Genomic DNA, 19,958 nt, shown 5'->3' on the forward strand with positions numbered 1-19,958 from the left:
CATACTCAGGAGAAGAAATGATCGATAAAAACAGCTAATCCGCCAACACAGTGTGACGAGTATAACGCCACGGCCAGCGGCCTTAAGCCTGCCCGTGCGTAACAGCATTAATTAATACGGTGACAATTGGAGTGATATTGCCTACTGCGGGCAATGGCTTGCTATTACCGCAGCCTTTTAACGGACCTATTTAAAACGAGGTTTCATGATGAACTCATCCTCCACTACGCTATTTTCCACACTGGAAGAAAAAATAAATAACGCCCTGGTAATAGATAAAGAAAAAGGCATTTATCGATGCAATCGTGCCATATTTACCCTTAGCTATCCCCTCATATGAGTGAGGCATGGTACGGCTTCTGAGGTATGATCTCCGTTATTGACCCGCTAATAACGAGCAGACAATCTCCATGCTTAACCACGAAATAATCCTTAACCACATTGATGACATATTCGGGCAGGACATGCATGCCAAGCGTGTATTGTCGCTCGCCAATGCAACCCACGGGGTGATTGAGTCGGGCTCATTGGCCATCCATGCAATTGGCAATGGGCTCTCTTTGGCAAGCGGCCTTGAGCGAAAGCACGCCGTCAAGCAGGTTGATAGACTGCTCACCAACACTAAACTAAACGTCTGGAGCCTGTTTGATGACTGGGTTCCCTATGTGGTGGCTGAACGTACTGACATCGTCGTCTCCATGGATTGGACTGAGTTTGATACTGATGACCACAGCACCCTGGTTATCAGCTTGCAAACCAACCATGGACGCAACACGCCGCTCCTGTGGAAAACCCACCAGAAATCCTTGCTCAAAGGGCAACGCAACGCTCATGAAAAGGCGCTGTTAACCAAGCTCAGGAAGACCTTGCCGCAAGGGGTTTTTGTCACCGTCGTGGCGGACCGTGGCTTCGGTTATATGGCGTTGTTTGAACGTCTTGAACAAGAGTTGGGTTTTGCCTATATCATTCGTTTTAAAAGCAATATTCTCGTTGGCTACCCAGGTATGGCTCAGGTGCCGGCGACTGAATGGCTTACCCCGACCGGGCGAACTCGCACGCTCAAAGAGGTGGAGCTTACCGGGCAACGACAGCGGGTCGAGCGGGTCTATTGCTGTCACAAGAGCGGTATGAAAGAGCCGTGGTTTCTGGCGAGTAATCGCGTCGATTTGAGCGCTGCCAAGGCCTTGAGTCTGTATGGTCAGCGCTGGGGTATCGAGAGCAGTTTTCGGGACATCAAGGACTACAGATTTGGCATGGGAATGGGTCAGGTTCGTGTCAAAAATCCGGCACGACGCGACCGATTATTTCTGTTCAGTGCGCTGGCGATAGTCCTGTTGACGCTGCTGGGCAAGGCGGGTGACAGCGTGGGTCTGGAACGAACGATCAAGGTCAATACCAGCAAAAGCCGAACGTATTCATTTTTCCGACAGGGTGTCATCTACTATCAGTTGCTGCCTAAAATGAAAGAAGCCTACGCGACGTTGTTGATGGAGAAGTTTACTTATTACCTGAGGCAGCATCGGTTATATACCCGCACACTTGGAATTATTTGAGTCTCTAAAAATGAGGGGATCATTGCAGCATCGGTTATATACCCGCACACTTGGAATTATTTGAGTCTCTAAAAATGAGGGGATCATTAAGATATTTACCGATGAATCTTTATTTGAACTGGAAATGAAAGCCATCTTTGAAGGTAATTGGATTTATTTGGCCCATGAAAGCCAAATTGCCGAACCGGGCGATTATTACACCCTAGCCATGGGCCGCCAGCCCATCATCATCACCCGTGACCAAGACATGCAATTACATGGGATGATCAATAGCTGTTCACATCGCGGTGCCATGCTGGCCAGCCGCAAATCTGGTAACAAAACCTCGTTCACCTGCCCTTTCCATGGTTGGACCTTCAACAACTCCGGCAATTTGCTGAAAGCCAAAGACGAAAAGAGCGGTGCTTACCCTGCTTGTTTTAAACAGGCAGGTTCACATGATCTCAAGCATTTGCCCCATTTTGCCTCCTACCGTGGCTTCCTGTTTGGCAGCCTGAACGCCGACGTGCTGCCGTTGGAGGAATACTTGGGTGATACCCGCCAGGTGATAGATCTGATCGTCGATCAGGCTCCCGACGGGCTGGAAGTGCTGCAAGGTGCTTCCACTTATACCTATGACGGTAACTGGAAGATGCAAATGGAGAACGGTGCCGATGGCTATCACGTCAGCGTGGTGCATTGGAACTACGCCTCCACCATGTCACGCCGCAACTATGAGGCCAACGGCACCCCTACCGTGGACGCCAATGGCTGGTCGAAAAGCACCGGCGGCGTCTATGGCTTTAAGCATGGCCATATGCTGCTGTGGACCCGAGCGCTGAACCCGGAAGTTCGCCCGGTGTTCAAGCATTTTGAGCGCCTCAATCACCTTTTTGGCGCGACGCGCGCTGATCTGATGGTCAACGAAACGCGCAATCTGTGCCTGTATCCTAACGTCTACCTGATGGATCAATTTTCGACGCAGATCCGCGTCGTTCGCCCGCTGGCCGTTGATAAAACCGAAGTCACTATCTTCTGCTTCGCCCCCAAAGGGGAAAACGCCGGGGATCGTGCGCTGCGAATTCGCCAATATGAGGATTTCTTCAACGTCAGCGGCATGGGTACGCCGGACGATCTGGAAGAGTTCCGCGCCTGTCAGCAAGGCTATAACGCCAGTAACCTGCCCTGGAGCGATATGAGCCGGGGAGCGACCCGCTGGCTGGAAGGTGCCGATGAGAATGCACAGGCGATGGGTATCAACCCGCTGTTAAGCGCGCCACGTTCCGAAGATGAAGCGCTGTACATCAGCCACCACCACCACTGGCAACAAACCCTGCTACGCAGCCTGAATAACCGCGAGGTGACGCAATGAGCAACCTACAGCCTGAGATTGAACAATTCCTGTACCGCGAAGCCCGCCTGTTGGATGAGCGTAACTGGGATGAGTGGTTGGCTTGCTACAGCCCAGCGGTGGAATACTGGATGCCCGCCTGGGGCGATGACGATCGCTTAACCCGCGATCCCCAGCGAGAGATTTCGCTGATCTACTACCCAAACCGTGAAGGGCTGGAAGATCGCATCTATCGCATCAAAACCGAACGCTCTGCGGCCAGCACGCCAGAACCGCGCACCAGCCATCAGATCAGCAACGTTGAGCTGCTGGAAGCCACCGCCGGGTACGTTGAGGTGCGTTACAACTGGGTGACGTTCAGCCATCGTTATCAAAAGACCGACCTGTTCTTCGGCAACACGCGTTGCCGTATCGCCCTCAACGACGGGCAGCCGCTGATCGAACGCAAAACGGTTCAACTCAACAACGACTACATCAGTCAGGTCATAGATATTTATCATATTTAATACGAGGTGATTATGGCCTTTACCATTGCGCTTAATTTTGAAGATGGCGTCAGCCGCTTTATTCAATGCAATCCCAACGAAAAAGTGCTGGATGCCGCTTACCGGCAAAAAATTAATCTGCCGATGGATTGCTCCGACGGTGTCTGCGGCACCTGCAAATGCCACTGCGAACAGGGCGAGTACAGCCTGGGTGACGATTATCTGGCAGAAGCGCTGTCCGAACAGGAAGCGCAGCGGCGATTCGTGCTGACCTGCCAGATGGTGCCGGAATCTGACTGTGTGATCGACGTGCCGATGGCATCGACCCGGTGTAAAACCGGCTGTGAAGAGTTTTCCGCCAGCGTGGTGGCCGCAACGCCGCTGTCTGACAGCGCGATCGAATTCAGCCTGCAACTTGACGGCTGTGATGGCATTACCTTCCTGCCCGGTCAATACGTCAACATCGAGGTGCCCGGCAGCGATGCCAGCCGGGCTTACTCGTTCAGTTCTCTGCCTGGCAAACAACAGGTTTCGTTCCTGCTGCGTAATGTCCCAGGCGGGTTGATGAGCAGCTATCTGACCGGCAAAGCGCAGCCTGGGGACAAAGTACGGCTGCGTGGGCCACAGGGCAGTTTCTATCTGCGTGCGGTATCGCGCCCACTGCTGTTTCTGGCGGGGGGAACCGGGCTGGCACCTTTCCTTTCCATGCTCGAGCAGTTGGTGCAAAGCGGCAGTTCACAACCGGTGCATTTGGTGTACGGTGTCACCCACGACCACGATCTGGTGAAACTGGAACAGCTGGAACAATACCGCGCACGGTTGCCCAACTTCAGCTATCTCACCTGCGTGGCCAGTGAAGCCTCACTGTCACCGCACAAAGGCTATGTTACACAGCATCTTGATGCCAGCGTGCTGAACGATGGCGATCTGGACGTGTACCTGTGCGGCCCACCGCCGATGGTGGAAGCGGTATTGAACGATTTCCAGCGCCGCGCCTTTACCCCGGCCAGTTTCCATTATGAAAAATTCGCCGCCAGCCAATCGGTATAAGGAATTACCATGCAAAGAATGCGATTTGAAAACAAGGTGATGGTGATCACCGGGGCAGCACAGGGCATCGGTAAAACGGTTGCTGAACAGGCTGCGCGTGAAGGTGCCAAACTGGCGCTGATCGACCGAGCGCCCTACCTGAAGGAACTGGCCACCACATTGAGCGAACAAGGTAGTGAGGTGCTGGCGATCGGTGCCGATCTGGAGCGCTGGGAAGAGACCGAGAGCGCCATGCTACAGGCTCAACGGCATTTTGGCCGGTTGGATATTCTGGTCAATAACGTTGGCGGAACCATCTGGGCACGCCCCTTTGCGGATTATTCCCCGGAACAGATTTCCGCCGAGATCCAACGTTCGCTGTTCCCCACGCTCTGGGGTTGCCGCGCCGTGTTGCCATATATGTTGCAACAAGGGTGCGGGGTGATTGTCAACGTGTCGTCCGTGGCCACTCGCGGGATAAACCGTGTGCCTTATTCTGCCGCCAAAGGGGGGGTTAATGCCCTTACTCAATCTCTGGCTTTTGAATATGCCCAAGCCGGTATTCGCATCAACGCTACCGCGCCGGGGGGCACAGAAGCCCCGCCGCGCCTGACGCCACGCAACCAGGAGATCCCCACGGCGCAGGAAACAAGCTGGTATCAGCAAGTGGTCGATCAAACCCTCAATACCAGCCTGATGCACCGTTATGGCACCGTAAACGAACAGGCCAGTGCGATTTTATTCCTTGCCAGCGATGAAGCCAGTTACATCAACGGCACCGTCCTGCCGGTGGCGGGCGGGGATCCTGGCTGATTGCCCTAACTCCCCTGGAGCACATTGCCATGCTCAACGAACGTATGAGCAGCGGCGGATACGCCGCCATTGCGCTGTTTGTGCTGTTCTGGGTGTTTCGGCGCTGAATTACCGTCGGAAAAATTATGATGCGCTGGTGCCATCAAGCCACCAATAACCCCAACAGCGCCCCGCCGGCCAGGATCCACAGCGGGTGGAGGCGTTTTTTCATCCCTAACGCCGTAGCCAGCAGGGTCAGCAGCGCCAGCCGCCAGTGGGTGACCGACGCCTCGCTGATCAAGATGCCGCTGGCGACAACCAGCCCAACCGTTACCGGCACCAACCCGGCTTGCACAATGCGCCGCCACGGTTTGTCCTTGAACCGCTTCCAGGCCTTCATCACCAGCACCGTCAACACGGAAGAAGGGACAAAATTAGCCACTGATACAACCAGCAGCCCGGCCCCACCCGCCACGTGCCAGCCAATCAACGGCACGATCATCATATTTGGCCCCGGTGCTGCCTGCGCCATGGCGAACAGGGCGCTGAATTCCTGTGCGCTCATCCATTGATGTACGTCCACCACCTGCCGCTGCATTTCCGGCAAGATCGTCAAGCCTCCGCCCAATGCCATCAGCGAAAGCTGGCTAAAAATGATCGCCAACGAGATTAAGACCACCATCATAAAAGCCTCCTCCACGCCAACAACATACTCAGCGCGGCCAGCACCAGCATGGTGGGTAATAGCGGTAAATGCAGCCAGGCGATCGCTACCAGGCAAATGGCAACCACCGCCAACGCCAGCCATTTCCCCCGCAGCGGTAGCAGCATTTTTATCCCGGTAGAAAGCAGCAACCCCGCAGCGGCCGCAGCCAATCCGGCAAAAACGTGCTGCACATGGGGTTCGTTCTGAAAGCGGGCGTACATCACACCTAAACCGATGACGATCGCGGTGGGGGCGCAGATCAAGCCCAGCAAAGCACAGAGTGCGCCACGTAACCCACGAAACTCCATGCCCACCGCCACGGAAAGATTGATCACGTTCCCTCCTGGCAGGAATTGGCACAGGCCTAATAGCTCGGTGAACTGTGCTCCGGTCAGCCAGCGCTTCTTCTCAACCAGCATGCTGCGTGCCAGTGGCAGTACCCCGCCAAAGCCGGTCAAACCGAGCATTAAAAAACCGAGAAATAGTTCGGTGTTATCCGGTGGCGCACTGACTTCGGCGTGGGCTGTGTTAGGGGCCGTCATAAGGTTTTCCATCTCGCTCATTTATGTTGATTGTTCGCATGATGCGCGCAGCCACGCCAGAATGTCTAATGGATTAACGGCAAGCAATCACTATTCCCTTCCCATTGATATCTCTGGTGAGTAAGCGCATTTGTTGATATAAAATTTACGCTCACCGCAATGTATTATCACCCACAGTCATCTCCTCTCCATCCATTTAAAAGGGATCTTTATGAATCAATCATTTCGCCGCACGTTATTAGCCATCGCTTTGGCCTGCGCCAGCGTGGTGCCGCAGATCAGCGCCGCCAGTGTGCCTGCACAGCAGCAAACCCAGGTTCCCGGTTACTACCGCATGATGCTGGGTAACATGGAAGTCACGGCGCTGTACGATGGCAACACGATGTTAAAGACCAGCCTATTCCACAACATCAGCGAACCCGATATGCAAAAGCTGCTGGCGCGCATGTTTGTCGACAGCACTTCAGGGATGCAAACCGCGGTTAACGCTTTCTTAGTGAATACCGGAACGCATCTGATCCTGGTGGATGCGGGCACGGCACAGTGCTTCGGCCCAACGCTAGGAAAGATTCAGAGCAATCTGCGCGCTGCCGGTTATCAACCTGAACAGGTCGACAGCGTATTGCTGACCCACTTGCACCCGGATCACGCCTGCGGCATCAACGATCAGGGCAAAGCGGCCTTCCCTAACGCGACGGTGTATGTCGCCAAGGCAGAAGCCGATTACTGGTTGAGCAAGGAGATTGCACAGAAAGCACCAGAAGCGGCACAGCCGATGTTCAAACTGTCGCAAGAGGCCGTGGCCCCTTATGAAGCACAAGGGCGGCTGAAGCGCTATGCGCCAGGCGACGCCTTGCTCCCCGGTGTAGAGGTGGTATCAACGCCGGGCCATACGCCAGGGCACACCGCTTACCTGTTCAGTTCCGAAGGGCAAAACCTGTTGCTGTGGGGCGATATTGTGCATAGCCATTCGCTGCAATTTGCTCAACCGAAAGTCTCGCTGGAGTTTGATACCGATAGCAAACAAGCCATTGCCACACGCTTGAAAGTTTTTGCTGACGCCGCCAAAAAACAGCTGTGGGTCGGTGGGGCACACTTACCATTCCCTGGGCTGGGGCATGTTCGCGCCGAGAAATTGGGTTATGCCTGGGTACCCGTTGAATATGCACCAGTAGCCAGTAAAAAGCCGTGATATAGCGTTCCAGCACATGCATTTTGGTGCATGTGCTATCCCCTTCCGATGACTTACTTGATGTCCGAAATCCGCCATCGCTCTGCGATTTTTCATGTCATAATCTGCACCTCAAACCTGAGGAGTGAACAACATGCAGACTTTTTTTATTGATCGTATGCCGACGCCGGTCGGTGAACTGGTGTTGATCGGTGACGAACAAGGCCGCATGCGCGCCCTGGATTGGACCGATCATGAAGCACGCCTGATGAAGCTGCTGAACACCCATTACCGTGCCGATCGCTTTACGTTGCAGGAGCAAGCTAACCCCGGCGGCCTGACCGAACTGATGCAGCGTTATTTTGCCGGTGAGTTGACGGTGATTGACCGCGTGCCGGTGATGACCGCCGGGACCGAATTCCAGCGCACCGTGTGGCAGCAACTGCGCCAGATCCCCTGCGGCGAGATTATTACCTATGGCGAACTGGCAAAACGCATCGGCCGCCCGACCGCTTCACGCGCAGTGGGCATGGCCAATGGTTCCAACCCCATCAGCATTGTGGTGCCCTGCCACCGGGTGATTGGCGCGCAGGGTGCGCTCACCGGCTATGCGGGCGGCGTGCAGCGCAAACAGTGGCTGCTCAGGCATGAAGGCTATCTGCCAAAAGATCTGATTTAAACCTTTTAGGATTAACATCATGCTATCTCGCTTTTCAACGCTGGGCCGCATTCCTGCTGGGGTTTGGGTCGTTGGTGGTGTCAGCCTGCTGATGGATATTTCGTCTGAAATGATCCACAGCCTGCTGCCGCTGTTTATGGCCACTACGTTAGGCGTCAGCGTTTTAATGATAGGGTTGATTGAAGGCCTCGCGGAAGCCACCGCGTTAATCATTAAAGTGTTCTCCGGCGTACTCAGCGATTACCTGGGTAAACGCAAAGGGCTGGCGTTGCTCGGTTATGGATTGGGTGCGCTCAGCAAGCCTTTCTTTGCCATTGCTTCATCATCGGGAATGGTTCTCGGCGCGCGTTTGCTGGATCGGGTAGGCAAAGGCATTCGTGGGGCTCCGCGCGATGCTCTGGTCGCAGATGTTACCCCTGCCGAACTTCGCGGGGCTGCATTTGGATTACGCCAGTCTTTGGACACCATTGGTGCCTTTCTCGGCCCATTGCTCGCCGTCGGATTAATGCTGCTGTGGCATAATGACTTTCGGGCCATTTTCTGGGTGGCGGTGATCCCTGCCGTGCTGGCTGTGGCGCTGCTGTTTTTCGGCCTACATGAACCCCGCTTGCCGGTTACGCATCAGCGCACTAACCCCATCCGGCGTGAAAATCTGCGCCGACTGGGGAAATCCTACTGGTGGGTTGTCGGCCTCGGAGCGGTATTCACTCTGGCTCGATTCAGTGAGGCTTTTCTGGTGTTGCGAGCCCAACAGATGAGCATCTCTCTGGCGCTGATCCCGCTCGTTATGGTGGCCATGAATCTTCTGTATGCTTTTTCTGCCTATCCCTTCGGTAAACTCTCCGATCGCATGAGCCACAGCCGCATGTTGCAGCTAGGATTATGGGTGCTGATCGCCGCCGATCTGGTACTGGCATTCAGCAACCACTGGAGCGGTCTGTTATTCGGGGTGGCGCTGTGGGGCATTCATATGGGGATGACTCAGGGCCTGCTGGCAGCCATGATCGCCAACACCGCCCCGCCGGATTTACGCGGCACTGCCTATGGAATGTTTAACCTGATGAGTGGCATCGCGCTGCTGTTGGCCAGTTTTGGGGCTGGCATGTTGTGGCAATTCTGGGGCGCGGAATCGACATTCTTTGCCGGGGCGATCATCTGCATCATTACGCTGTTAGGCCTGCGTTTGGCACCGAGTATCGTTCAGAAATACTGAAACATGGTTCATACCGTTGGCTCTAGCAAGGCTAACGCACTCTCTTCGTCGGTAACCAGGCCGTTGATCCAGCGGCCTAACAGCGCGGCGCGGATGGCGCGATGTTTTTCCGCACCACCGGCCAAGGCGATCACCGGTTTTTCTGGCTGCTGCCGCAGGTTGACGCTGGTCAAGCGTTGATCGAGCTCACTGGCTACCCGCTGCCCTTCGCTGTCAATAAAATGCCCCAGCATTTCGGCGACCGCATTGGCGGCCGCTAAACGCTCAACCTCTTCCTCTGAGATAAACCCATCCTGGTGCAACGGGCACTGAACTTCGACGGTGCCAATGCCGATAAAGGTCACATCGGCCTGGCTGGCTTTCTCATTTACCGTGCGATAAATGCGATGATTGCACCACAGAGCCCGGTCCTGTTCGCTGTCGGCAAACAGCGGTGCAGGCAGAATAAAGTAACGGCCCTGGGTTTTTTCTGCCATCCACAGCGGCACGTCATAGCGCGTACAAGAACCGTCGGCAGCAATCGCGCCGATCAGTGACACGCAGCTGTGCTGCGGCCGTTCAAAATCGGGTAATTCATCAATCGCCGCTTTCAGGCTGCGGCCAGAACCGACGCCAATGATCAGCGGTTGTTCAGCGCGGATAAACTGCGCCATCACTTCAGCACCGGCTACCGCCACCGCCCGGTTCAGCCCTGCGCTCGCCATGCCTTGGCTCGGCACCACCTGGCACAGATTCAACCCATAGCGCTCGCTCAGGCGGGCGGACAGTTCCATGCAGCGGCCGACCGGATGCGAGATATTGACGCTGATCAGGCCGCTGTCGATCGCCAGCGCCACCAAACGTTGCGCCACCTGGCGCGATACGCCGAGCGCATCGGCAATCTCATGCTGGGTCTGCCCAGCCACGTAATACATCCAGGCGGCGCGTGCGGCCTGATCCAGTTTCTTATCGTGTCGACTCATTTAACCCTTCTGCCTTCTAACACTGATGCCCCATTTTACTGGCATTCCTGCTGCTCGGGGCTATCGATTTGCACTTTTGTGAGCTAAAGCCCATTTAAAGGGCAAAAGTTTAATTAGTCTAGCGCCAGCAAAAGAGCAAATGCCCAATATTTGGGCCGATGCTCAAAACTACCTTTGACGGAGAACATTATGAGCAACCCTTTGAACGCTTCCCCCGCCGTTTGGCTGCATATTGGTGCCGGTTCTTTCCATCGAGCTCATCAGGCATGGTATCTGCACCGCCTGATTGCCAACGGCGATACGCGCTGGTCGATTGCGTTAGCCAATATCCGCGACGACGCAACGCCACTGCTTAACGCGCTGGCAGAGCAAAACGGTCAATACGTGCTGGAAACCGTAACTCCGCAAGGTGATCGCCAGTACGAAACCATCACTTCCATTCGCAAAGTGATCCCTTGGGATAACGAACTCGCAGCGTTGATGGCTGAAGGGGCGCGCCCAGAAACCCGCGTCATCTCCTTCACCGTGACCGAAGGGGGTTACTATCTGGATAACCAGTTCAACCTGGAGCAGAACAATGCCGATATTCAGGCGGATCTGCTGGGTGGTTGCCGCACCATTTATGGCACTATCGCCCAACTGCTGGCGCACAGAAAACAGCTTAATGGTGACCCTGTCACGTTACTGAACTGTGACAACCTGCGCCATAACGGTGAGCGTTTCCGCCATGGTTTGATGCAGTTCCTGCAACTGCGCCAGGAAACGGCGCTGATCGGCTGGATTGAAAGCCATACCCGTTGCCCGAATACCATGGTTGACCGCATTACGCCGCGCCCTTCGCCAGACGTTGCCCAACGCGTGGCGCAGACTACTGGCTTCCAGGATCGTGCGCCAGTGATGGGCGAAGCCTTTATCCAGTGGGTGATCGAAGATGACTTCATTGCCGGGCGTCCGGCGCTGGAAGACGTGGGCGTTGAGCTGGTTGCCTCGGTATTGCCGTATGAAGAAGCCAAAATCCGCATTCTCAATGCCAGCCACAGTTGTATTGCCTGGGCGGGTACGCTGATTGGCCAAAGTTTTATCCACGAAAGCACCGGGACGCCTGCGATCTGCCAGTTGGCTTACGACTATGTCACGCAGGATGTGATCCCGTCGCTGACCCCAAGCCCGCTTGATTTGGCTGCTTACCGTGACGTGGTGTTGGAGCGCTTCAGTAATCCTTACATCCGTGATACCAATCAGCGCGTGGCCGCCGACGGCTTCTCCAAAATCCCCGGTTTTATCACCCCCACCTTGCAGGAATGCTATCAGCGCGGCCAGGTGCCTGCGGCCACCGCCATGCTGCCTGCGCTGTTCTTTGTCTTTATGCAGCGCTGGCACCAGAACAACCTGCCTTATGACTATCAGGACGGCATTTTGGACGCCGACAGCGTGCACCAGATGTTCAACAGCGCCGATCCGGTGGCGGTTTTTGCCGCCGATGAAAAGCTGTTCAGCACCTTGGCCCAAAGTGAAGCGTTTGCCCAGTTGCTGCGCCAATCGATCGACAAGGTTAACCACTGGCTGGCGCAATAACGGGAGCGGATCATGTATTTAGGACTCGATTTAGGCACTTCAGAAATCAAAGCCGTGGTGATTGATGACAGCGGCAGCATTGTCGCCAGCGCTGGTGAGGCGCTGGACGTGCAGCGCCCGCATCCACACTGGGCAGAGCAGGATCCCGCCGACTGGTGGCGAGCTACGCAGGCGGTGGTCGCCCGTCTGCGCAGTAAAATACCGCAGCAATGGCCGCAAATCCGCTCGCTGGGCCTGTCCGGCCAAATGCACGGCGCGGTGCTGCTCAACCGTGATAATCAGGTTTTGCGCCCAGCCATTCTGTGGAATGACACCCGTAGCGCCGAGCAGTGCCAACAACTGACGCAAAGCGCGCCGGAACTGCATCAGATCGCTGGTAACTTGGCCATGCCGGGCTTCACTGCGCCAAAACTGCTGTGGGTCGCCCGCCATGAACCGGAGATCTTTGCGCAGACCACTACCGTGCTGCTGCCGAAAGATTTTCTGCGCTGGATGATGAGCGGTGACAAAGTATCTGATATGTCGGACGCTGCCGGAACTTTGTGGCTCGATGTGGCGAAACGGGATTGGTCGGATAGCCTGCTCGCCGCCTGTGGCCTGACGCGCGACCATATGCCGCGCCTGGTCGAAGGCAGTGAAGCCTCCGGCCAGTTAAAAGGCGATATCGCCCGCGCCTGGGGGTTATGTGACAATGTCACTATTGCCGGTGGCGGTGGTGATAACGCCGCCAGCGCAGTGGGTATTGGCGCGGTTAATCCCGGCGATGCATTCATCTCCTTAGGCACTTCCGGCGTGCTGTTTGCGGTTAACGATCGTTTTCGCCCGAATCCGCAATCGGCCGTTCATGCCTTCTGCCACGCCCTGCCCGATCGTTGGCATCAGATGAGCGTGATGCTCACTGCTGCCAGTGCATTGCGCTGGTTCTGCCAACTGGTGGGCAGCAATGAAACCACGTTGCTGGCCGAGATCGCCCAGATGAATCAGGCGGAACAGCGGCTGGCACCGGTATTCCTGCCCTATCTTTCCGGTGAACGCACCCCGCATAACGATCCTTTGGCGCAAGGGGCTTTCCATGGTCTGACTCATGCTCATCAGCGGGCAGCGATGGGCTACGCGGTCTTGGAAGGCGTGGCGTTTGGCATGGCCGACGGGCTGGAGGTGCTGCTGCAGGCGGGAACACGATTGCAACAATGTTCGCTGATCGGCGGCGGCGCACGCAGTGAGCATTGGGCACAGCTGATGGCCGATGTGCTCGATCTGCCGGTAGTCACCCATCAGGGTGGCGAAGCCGGTGGTGCCTTGGGTGCGGCGCGCTTGGGCTGGTTGGCCACCGGTGGCACCGTGGCACAGGTTTGTCATAAACCGGCCATCGAGCGCAGCTTCCTGCCTAACGGTGAACGTCAACCGATACTGACCGAGCGGCTGGCGGTTTACCGCCAACTGTATCAACAACAGCTAGCACTGCGCCGGGCATAACCCGGCGTAATAAATAATAAAAAAACCTGTTCCCTTACACCTACGTTGGAGTTTGCTATGCAAGAAACGCACAAGCATTGGTTTGGGCTACCGATGAACCTGTTCTGGGGTTATATCGCCATTGCCGTTTTCATGAGCGGCGATGGCTTTGAGATGGCCTTTCTGTCGAAACATATCACCGATATGGGATTTTCACCGGCGGAGTCGGCGCTGGTGTTTACCGTGTATGGCCTGGCGGCAGCGCTAGCCGCCTGGAGTTCCGGCGTGGTGGCAGAGATCATCACCCCGCAGAAAGCGATGCGCATCGGCTTTATCCTGTGGGTGGTGATGCACGTGCTGTTTATGCTGTTTGGCCTGGGGATGAAAAATTACCCGCTGATGTTGCTGTTCTACGGCATTCGCGGCCTGGCCTATCCGTTGTTCATCTATTCCTTTGTGATGTTGGTGGTGCAGAACGTACCAAAGCAGCAACTCTCTTCGGCGATGGGCTGGTTCTGGGCGATGTACTCCATCGGCATCGGCTGTGTGGGTAGCTATCTGCCCAGTTTCACCATTCCGCTGATCGGTGAAACCGGTACGCTGTGGTTTGCCATCGCCTGGGTCACCGCCGGTGGCGTGATGGCGCTGGTACTGCTGCGCAACGTGGGTCAACCCAGCAGCAAAGCCGATTTAACGCCGAAAGAGAAGCTGAAGGAACTTTCCCGTGCGGTGACCATTCTGTTCACCAACCGCAATATCTTTCTCGCCAGCCTGATCCGCATCATCAATACGCTGTCACTGTTTGGTTTTGCGGTGATCATGCCGATGCTGTTTGTCGGCCGTTTGGGCTTCAGCATGTCCGAATGGCTGCAAATCTGGGCGGTGTTCTTCTTCGTCACCATCTTTACCAATATCATGTGGGGCATTCTGGGGGAAAAAATCGGCTGGATGCGGCAGGTTCGCTGGTTTGGCTGCATTGGTTGCGCTATTTCCAGCCTGGCGTTCTATTACCTGCCGGTCTATTTCGGCCACAACTTCTGGGCTGCGCTGATCCCGGCGGTGATGCTGGGGATCACCGTGGCGGCTTTTGTGCCGATGACAGCGGTGTTCCCGGTCTTGGAGCCTGAACATAAAGGTGCGGCCATTTCTATCTATAACCTGTCCGCTGGCCTGAGTAATTTTGCCGCCCCGGCCATCGCTTCCATCATCCTGCCGTTCTTCGATATTGTTGGGGTGGTCTGGGTGTATACCGGATTATATCTGGTGGCGGCGGTGCTGACGCTGGTGGTTAAAGTTGAACAGCCGGGCCATAACTCGGTGCCGCACTATCGGTTGAGCAACGAGGTGTTGGCTAAAAATACCGCACAGTAAGCCGGAACATTATTTGCCGCCGCCTGCGCACTGCCTTTTACCGGGTTTTGCGCAGCGCGGCGGCAGTGGGTTATGGTGAAATATTGATTTGTTGATCAAGGCGATCATCACTTGTCGTGATTGTCGCGAGAAACTCACCATATGCAGGACAAAAAAATTCTGCGGGGATAGACAAATTACTTCGTTATTTATCAATCGATAGCGGAAACCGGCCGGTTAGGCGATTTATCAATAAACCAAGTAACTTCAGTAAGCTATAGAATAATCGGCGGAACCATCGTTTAAAATTCGCACACAATACCCCTAATCTTGTTATTGCTGCTCTTATCACCTGCCGCAAAAGATGTTAAAATTGACTCATATCAATTATTGCATGAGCGTAATCTATGATCCCGGAAAAACGCGTGATTCGTCGTATCCAGTCTGGTGGTTGTGCGATCCATTGCCAAGACTGCAGTATCAGCCAGCTGTGTATCCCTTTTACCCTGAATACGCACGAGTTAGACCAACTCGACAACATTATCGAAAGGAAAAAGCCGATCCAGAAAGGCCAGACGCTGTTCAAGGCGGGCGATGAATTGAAATCCCTGTACGCGATCCGTTCCGGAACCATCAAGAGTTACACCATCACCGAGCAAGGTGATGAGCAGATTACCGGCTTCCATCTGGCGGGCGATTTGGTGGGTTTTGACGCCATTGGCGGCATGAAGCACCCGAGTTTTGCCCAGGCGCTGGAAACGTCCATGGTGTGTGAAATCCCCTTCGAAACGCTGGACGATCTCTCCGGCAAAATGCCTAACCTGCGCCAGCAAATCATGCGGCTGATGAGCGGTGAAATCAAAGGCGATCAGGATATGATCCTGCTGCTGTCGAAGAAAAATGCGGAAGAACGCCTGGCCGCTTTCGTCTATAACCTGTCACGCCGTTTTGCCGAACGGGGTTTCTCACCGCGTGAATTCCGCCTGACCATGACGCGTGGTGATATCGGTAACTATCTTGGCCTGACGGTTGAAACCATCAGCCGTCTGTTGGGGCGTTTCCAGAAAAGCGAAATCCTCAGCGTGAAAGGCAAATACATCACCATCGAGAACGCCGAGGCGTTATCACAACTGGCGGGAACGTCACAGATTAACGTATCCGTCAGCGCTTAATACTCACCAGGCCAATAATTTGCTGAAATTTTATTGGCCTGGCACTTCTCTGTCGCTGTCCTGTTTTCCAATGTTGAGTTACTCTGTAATTGGACAGACTGTTGATCTACAGCTGTAAGAAGGAGGCCCTATGGCGAAGTATCAGAATCTTCTGGTGGCTATTGACCCCAATCAGGACGATCAACCGGCGCTTCGCCGGGCGGTTTACCTGGTAAAGCGGAATGGCGGGCGAATCAAGGCCTTCCTTCCTATCTATGACTTCTCTTACGAAATGACCACCCTGCTTTCACCGGACGAACGCACCGCCATGCGGCAAGGGGTGATCAACCAACGCGCAGCGTGGATTAAAGAGCAGTGCCGTTTTTACCTTGAGGACGGCGTTCCGATTGAAATCAAAGTGGTATGGCACAATCGCCCTTACGAGGCCATTATTCAGGAAGTGCTGGGTGGCAATCACGATTTGCTGCTGAAAATGGCGCATCAGCACGATCGGCTGGAATCGCTGATTTTTACCCCAACCGACTGGCATCTGCTGCGAAAATGCCCTTGCCCGGTCTGGATGGTGAAAGATCAACCTTGGCCAGAAGGCGGCAAAGCGTTGGTCGCCGTCAACCTTTCCAGCGAGGAGCCATATCACGATCCGCTGAATATCCGCTTGGTGCAGCAAACCCTTGAGCTGGCGCAAAACGTCAATCAAACCGAAGTCCACCTGGTGGGTGCCTACCCGGTTACCCCGATCAATATCGCCATCGAACTGCCGGATTTTGACCCCAGCGTTTATAACGACGCCATTCGCGGGCAACATCTGATCGCCATGAAGGCGTTAAGACAGAAATTCCATATCAAAGAAGAGTTCACCCACGTTGAGAAGGGCTTGCCGGAAGAGGTGATCCCGGATTTAGCCGAACATCTGCAAGCCGGTGTGGTGGTATTAGGCACGCTCGGGCGCACCGGGATTTCTGCCGCCTTTATCGGCAATACCGCAGAGCATGTGATCGACCAACTGAAATGCGATCTGCTGGTGCTGAAGCCCGATGACTTCAACTGCCCGATCGAGGTGGATGAAGATGACGAGCATGACGACGAAGATTAAAGTTTAAGATAAAAAACAGGGCCGAAAGGCCCTGTTTGCTATGCGGGGGTAAACTTACAGTTCGACCACGTCGAAACGCACGTCTGGGTTCACGTCGGCGTCGTAATCCACTTCTTCCAGGCCAAAACCGAACAGGCGCAGGAATTCCTGCTTGTAACCGGTGTAATCGGTCAGTTCGCTCAGGTTTTCCGAGGTGATTGACGGCCACAGATCGCGGCATGCCTGCTGCACATCGTCACGCAGTTCCCAGTCATCCATACGGATACGAGCGTGATCGTCCAGCGGCAGTTCGTCACCGTACAGGCGGGTACGCATCAGGCGGGAAACCTGTTCCATACAGCCTTCGTGAATGCCCTTCTCTTTCATGATCTTGAAGGCCATGGAGATATACAGCGGCATCACTGGAATGGCAGAAGACGCTTGGGTCACGACCGACTTCAGCACCGCCACATGGGCAGTACCGCCTTTGGCTGCCAAATCGCCGCGAATAGCAGTGGCTGCACGATCCAAATCTTCTTTGGCGCGGCCCAGCGTGCCATGCCAGTAGATTGGCCAGGTCAGATCGGTACCGATATAGGAGTAAGCCACAGATTTTGCACCTTCAGCCAGAACCCCGGCCTCTTCCAGCGCAGACATCCACAGTTCCCAATCCTGCCCACCCATTACGGTGATAGTGTTCTGGATCTCTTCTTCCGTCGCCGGTTCAACAGTGGCGGTGATGATCTGATCTTTATTGGTGTCGATGGCGGTGGTGGTATACACCTCGCCGATCGGTTTCAACGCAGAGCGCACGATTTCGCCGGTCTCCGGCATTTTGCGCACCGGCGAAGCCAGCGAGTAAACCACCAGATCGATCTGGCCCAGATCGGCTTTGATCAGCTCAATCACTTTGGCACGGCATTCGTTGGAGAAGGCGTCACCGTTGATGCTCTTGGCGTACAACCCTTCTTCCTTGGCAGCTTTGTCAAACGCGGCTGAGTTATACCAGCCCGCGGTCGCCGTTTTGCTTTCCGTACCCGCTTTTTCAAAGAACACGCCGATGGTGGCGGCACCGCTGCCAAACGCGGTAGCAATACGGGAAGCCAGACCATAACCGGTGGAGGCACCGATCACCAACACGCGCTTAGGACCATTAGCAATGGTGCCTTGTTTTTTGGTGTAGGCAATCTGACGACGAACATTGGCTTCGCAACCCACCGGATGAGTGGTGGTGCAGATAAAGCCGCGAACCTTAGGTTTGATAATCATAATGGGTCTAGGATCCGTTAAATGGATGAAATCGGGACATAAGATACCTCATTGCGCCCCTGTTTGGTGATCTGATGTGTTGAATTGCACAAATATTGAACTGATTACGTTAAATTAAGCACAAAAATCACGATCGATAGTGAGAGTTGGTCACCATTATGACGAAAAAAAGCACGGATTTTCGCCCGTGCTTTTATCTTGCAGTTCTCGATTACAGCGCGCGCAGGATCGCTTCCACGCTGGCTTTGGCATCGCCAAACAGCATCTGGGTGTTCTCTTTAAAGAACAGCGGGTTCTGCACACCGGCATAACCGGTATTCATCGAACGTTTGAACGCAATCACGTTTTGCGCTTTCCACACTTCCAGCACTGGCATACCGGCGATTGGGCTGCGTGGATCTTCCAACGCCGCCGGGTTCACCGTATCGTTAGCGCCGATCACCAGCACGGTATCGGTATCAGGGAAATCTTCGTTGATTTCGTCCATCTCCAGCACCACGTCGTAAGGCACTTTGGCTTCCGCCAGCAGTACGTTCATGTGGCCCGGTAAACGGCCCGCCACCGGGTGAATACCAAAACGCACTTTGATACCGCGAGCGCGCAATTTTTCGGTGATCTCTGCCACCGGATACTGCGCCTGCGCTACCGCCATGCCATAACCTGGGGTGATGATTACTGAGGTTGAGTTCTTCAACTGTTCAGCGACTTCTTCCGCCGTGGTTTCACGGTATTCGCCCATCTCTTCTGCGTTGCCGGTAGAGGAACCATCGGTACCGAAACCGCCAGCGATCACGCTGATAAACGAACGGTTCATCGCCTTACACATAATGTAAGACAGGATCGCACCGGAAGAACCGACCAGCGCACCAGTCACGATCAGCAGATCGTTGCTCAGCATGAAGCCTGCCGCCGCCGCGGCCCAACCGGAATAGGAGTTGAGCATGGACACCACCACCGGCATATCGGCACCGCCGATCGAGGCCACCAAGTGCCAGCCGAAGCCAAGCGCGATAATCGTCATGATCAACAGGGCAAACACTTCCCAACCCACGCTGTTGGTACGCACGAACAGCACCATCAGCAGGAAGGAAACCACGATCGCAGCCAGATTCAGCTTGTGACGATGAGGCAGCGTCAACGGCTTGGAAGAGATAATGCCGCGCAGTTTGCCGAATGCCACGATAGAACCAGTAAAGGTGACCGCACCGATGAAGATGCCGAGGAACACTTCGGTAAGATGGATGTTTTCCATCACCGGCTCCATTGGCGCGCCGTGATCCAGATAGCTGTTGAAGCCCACCAGAACCGCCGCCAGACCCACGAAGCTGTGCAGCACTGCCACCAGTTCTGGCATTTCGGTCATTTCGACCTTCTTCGCCAGATAGATACCGATCGAACCACCGATGATCATCGCGATAATGATCCAACCCACGTTGCCGGAGTGCGGCCCGAGGATGGTGGCAATCAGCGCGATCGCCATCCCGGCGACGCCAAACAGGTTGCCCTGCTTCGACGTTTCATGGCGTGAAAGACCAGCCAGGCTGAAAATAAACAAAATAGCGGCAACAATGTATGCAGCTGTAACTAATCCACCAGACATTTG

17 protein-coding genes and 1 pseudogene are annotated in these 19,958 nt (G+C 54.9%); 13 read left to right on the forward strand and 5 right to left on the reverse strand.

Going from position 1 to position 19,958, the window contains the following annotated elements:
- The first annotated feature begins 410 nt into the window (after positions 1 to 410).
- The 5 genes and pseudogenes from ACX9GT_RS13055 (at position 411) to benD (ending at position 5,210) form a co-directional block, all read left to right on the forward strand.
- Positions 411 to 1,553, forward strand: a complete 1,143-nt coding sequence (locus ACX9GT_RS13055) for an IS4 family transposase (RefSeq protein WP_473187570.1) — start codon at positions 411 to 413, stop codon at positions 1,551 to 1,553.
- Between the two features lie 91 nt (positions 1,554 to 1,644).
- Positions 1,645 to 2,904 (forward strand): annotated as a pseudogene (locus tag ACX9GT_RS13060) (Rieske 2Fe-2S domain-containing protein); the annotation flags it as partial.
- Positions 2,901 to 3,389 (forward strand): benzoate 1,2-dioxygenase small subunit, encoded by a 489-nt coding sequence (benB, locus tag ACX9GT_RS13065; protein WP_473191451.1) that lies wholly within the window; start codon positions 2,901 to 2,903, stop codon positions 3,387 to 3,389. The pseudogene ACX9GT_RS13060 and the gene benB, both read left to right, overlap by 4 nt.
- A 12-nt stretch (positions 3,390 to 3,401) precedes the next feature.
- Positions 3,402 to 4,418 carry a benzoate 1,2-dioxygenase electron transfer component BenC gene (gene benC, locus ACX9GT_RS13070; RefSeq protein WP_473191452.1) on the forward strand — a complete coding sequence of 339 codons (1,017 nt, stop codon included), beginning with the start codon at positions 3,402 to 3,404 and terminating at the stop codon, positions 4,416 to 4,418.
- An 18-nt stretch (positions 4,419 to 4,436) separates the two neighbouring features.
- The gene (benD, locus tag ACX9GT_RS13075; protein ID WP_473191581.1) at positions 4,437 to 5,210 is read left to right on the forward strand and encodes a benzoate diol dehydrogenase BenD; all 774 of its coding nucleotides are present in this window, start codon (positions 4,437 to 4,439) and stop codon (positions 5,208 to 5,210) included.
- A 142-nt stretch (positions 5,211 to 5,352) separates the two neighbouring features.
- Here benD and ACX9GT_RS13080 read toward each other — a convergent pair whose 3' ends face one another.
- Both ACX9GT_RS13080 and ACX9GT_RS13085 read right to left on the reverse strand, forming a co-directional pair.
- Positions 5,353 to 5,874 carry a chromate transporter gene (locus ACX9GT_RS13080; RefSeq protein WP_473191453.1) on the reverse strand — a complete coding sequence of 174 codons (522 nt, stop codon included), beginning with the start codon at positions 5,872 to 5,874 and terminating at the stop codon, positions 5,353 to 5,355.
- Positions 5,871 to 6,437: a chromate transporter gene (locus tag ACX9GT_RS13085; RefSeq protein ID WP_473191454.1), complete on the reverse strand. Its 567-nt coding sequence runs from the start codon at positions 6,435 to 6,437 to the stop codon at positions 5,871 to 5,873. The genes ACX9GT_RS13080 and ACX9GT_RS13085 overlap by 4 nt, the downstream gene beginning before the upstream one ends.
- A 211-nt stretch (positions 6,438 to 6,648) precedes the next feature.
- On the opposite strand from ACX9GT_RS13085, the gene ACX9GT_RS13090 reads away from it, so the two are divergent.
- From ACX9GT_RS13090 to ACX9GT_RS13100, 3 genes are all read left to right on the forward strand, one after another.
- Positions 6,649 to 7,629 carry an MBL fold metallo-hydrolase gene (locus tag ACX9GT_RS13090; protein WP_473191455.1) on the forward strand — a complete coding sequence of 327 codons (981 nt, stop codon included), beginning with the start codon at positions 6,649 to 6,651 and terminating at the stop codon, positions 7,627 to 7,629.
- A gap of 133 nt (positions 7,630 to 7,762) precedes the next feature.
- Entirely contained in the window at positions 7,763 to 8,287 is a 525-nt protein-coding gene (gene ogt, locus ACX9GT_RS13095; protein ID WP_473191456.1) for a methylated-DNA--[protein]-cysteine S-methyltransferase, read from the forward strand.
- 19 nt (positions 8,288 to 8,306) lie between these two features.
- The gene (locus ACX9GT_RS13100; protein ID WP_473191457.1) at positions 8,307 to 9,500 is read left to right on the forward strand and encodes an MFS transporter; all 1,194 of its coding nucleotides are present in this window, start codon (positions 8,307 to 8,309) and stop codon (positions 9,498 to 9,500) included.
- Between the two features lie 8 nt (positions 9,501 to 9,508).
- Here the strand turns inward: ACX9GT_RS13100 and ACX9GT_RS13105 are convergent, their stop codons facing one another.
- The gene (locus ACX9GT_RS13105; protein WP_473191458.1) at positions 9,509 to 10,462 is read right to left on the reverse strand and encodes a sugar-binding transcriptional regulator; all 954 of its coding nucleotides are present in this window, start codon (positions 10,460 to 10,462) and stop codon (positions 9,509 to 9,511) included.
- A 189-nt stretch (positions 10,463 to 10,651) separates the two neighbouring features.
- Here ACX9GT_RS13105 and dalD point away from each other — a divergent pair, with 189 nt between their 5' ends.
- The 5 genes from dalD to uspE all read left to right on the forward strand — a co-directional run bounded on the left by dalD (position 10,652) and on the right by uspE (position 17,107).
- Positions 10,652 to 12,037 (forward strand): D-arabinitol 4-dehydrogenase, encoded by a 1,386-nt coding sequence (dalD, locus tag ACX9GT_RS13110; RefSeq protein ID WP_473191459.1) that lies wholly within the window; start codon positions 10,652 to 10,654, stop codon positions 12,035 to 12,037.
- A gap of 12 nt (positions 12,038 to 12,049) precedes the next feature.
- Positions 12,050 to 13,513, forward strand: a complete 1,464-nt coding sequence (xylB, locus tag ACX9GT_RS13115; RefSeq protein ID WP_473191460.1) for a xylulokinase — start codon at positions 12,050 to 12,052, stop codon at positions 13,511 to 13,513.
- 57 nt (positions 13,514 to 13,570) lie between these two features.
- On the forward strand, positions 13,571 to 14,863 hold the full coding sequence (locus tag ACX9GT_RS13120) for an MFS transporter (RefSeq protein WP_473191461.1): 1,293 nt from the start codon (positions 13,571 to 13,573) through the stop codon (positions 14,861 to 14,863).
- Between the two features lie 386 nt (positions 14,864 to 15,249).
- On the forward strand, positions 15,250 to 16,014 hold the full coding sequence (gene fnr / locus ACX9GT_RS13125; protein ID WP_473191462.1) for a fumarate/nitrate reduction transcriptional regulator Fnr: 765 nt from the start codon (positions 15,250 to 15,252) through the stop codon (positions 16,012 to 16,014).
- A 130-nt stretch (positions 16,015 to 16,144) separates the two neighbouring features.
- Complete coding sequence (gene uspE, locus ACX9GT_RS13130; protein ID WP_473191463.1) at positions 16,145 to 17,107, forward strand: universal stress protein UspE; 963 nt, start codon at positions 16,145 to 16,147, stop codon at positions 17,105 to 17,107.
- A 54-nt stretch (positions 17,108 to 17,161) separates the two neighbouring features.
- Here the strand turns inward: uspE and fabV are convergent, their stop codons facing one another.
- Positions 17,162 to 18,355: an enoyl-ACP reductase FabV gene (gene fabV / locus ACX9GT_RS13135; RefSeq protein ID WP_473191464.1), complete on the reverse strand. Its 1,194-nt coding sequence runs from the start codon at positions 18,353 to 18,355 to the stop codon at positions 17,162 to 17,164.
- 211 nt (positions 18,356 to 18,566) lie between these two features.
- A complete protein-coding gene (gene pntB / locus ACX9GT_RS13140) occupies positions 18,567 to 19,955 on the reverse strand; it encodes a Re/Si-specific NAD(P)(+) transhydrogenase subunit beta (protein WP_473191465.1) in 1,389 nt (462 codons plus the stop codon).
- Positions 19,956 to 19,958 lie beyond the last annotated feature (3 nt).

The sequence above is a fragment of the Serratia sp. YWN4 genome (assembly GCF_055790845.1).

Coding starts and splice junctions, on each gene's coding strand:
- ACX9GT_RS13120 (WP_473191461.1), top strand. CDS start 13,571: ATGCAAGAAACGCACAAGCATTGGTTTGGGCTACCGATGAACCTGTTC.
- ACX9GT_RS13085 (WP_473191454.1), bottom strand. CDS start 6,437: ATGACGGCCCCTAACACAGCCCACGCCGAAGTCAGTGCGCCACCGGAT.
- ACX9GT_RS13055 (WP_473187570.1), top strand. CDS start 411: ATGCTTAACCACGAAATAATCCTTAACCACATTGATGACATATTCGGG.
- benB (WP_473191451.1), top strand. CDS start 2,901: ATGAGCAACCTACAGCCTGAGATTGAACAATTCCTGTACCGCGAAGCC.
- fabV (WP_473191464.1), bottom strand. CDS start 18,355: ATGATTATCAAACCTAAGGTTCGCGGCTTTATCTGCACCACCACTCAT.
- ACX9GT_RS13100 (WP_473191457.1), top strand. CDS start 8,307: ATGCTATCTCGCTTTTCAACGCTGGGCCGCATTCCTGCTGGGGTTTGG.
- uspE (WP_473191463.1), top strand. CDS start 16,145: ATGGCGAAGTATCAGAATCTTCTGGTGGCTATTGACCCCAATCAGGAC.
- ACX9GT_RS13080 (WP_473191453.1), bottom strand. CDS start 5,874: ATGATGGTGGTCTTAATCTCGTTGGCGATCATTTTTAGCCAGCTTTCG.
- xylB (WP_473191460.1), top strand. CDS start 12,050: ATGTATTTAGGACTCGATTTAGGCACTTCAGAAATCAAAGCCGTGGTG.
- pntB (WP_473191465.1), bottom strand. CDS start 19,955: ATGTCTGGTGGATTAGTTACAGCTGCATACATTGTTGCCGCTATTTTG.
- benD (WP_473191581.1), top strand. CDS start 4,437: ATGCGATTTGAAAACAAGGTGATGGTGATCACCGGGGCAGCACAGGGC.
- ogt (WP_473191456.1), top strand. CDS start 7,763: ATGCAGACTTTTTTTATTGATCGTATGCCGACGCCGGTCGGTGAACTG.
- dalD (WP_473191459.1), top strand. CDS start 10,652: ATGAGCAACCCTTTGAACGCTTCCCCCGCCGTTTGGCTGCATATTGGT.
- fnr (WP_473191462.1), top strand. CDS start 15,250: ATGATCCCGGAAAAACGCGTGATTCGTCGTATCCAGTCTGGTGGTTGT.
- ACX9GT_RS13105 (WP_473191458.1), bottom strand. CDS start 10,462: ATGAGTCGACACGATAAGAAACTGGATCAGGCCGCACGCGCCGCCTGG.
- ACX9GT_RS13090 (WP_473191455.1), top strand. CDS start 6,649: ATGAATCAATCATTTCGCCGCACGTTATTAGCCATCGCTTTGGCCTGC.
- benC (WP_473191452.1), top strand. CDS start 3,402: ATGGCCTTTACCATTGCGCTTAATTTTGAAGATGGCGTCAGCCGCTTT.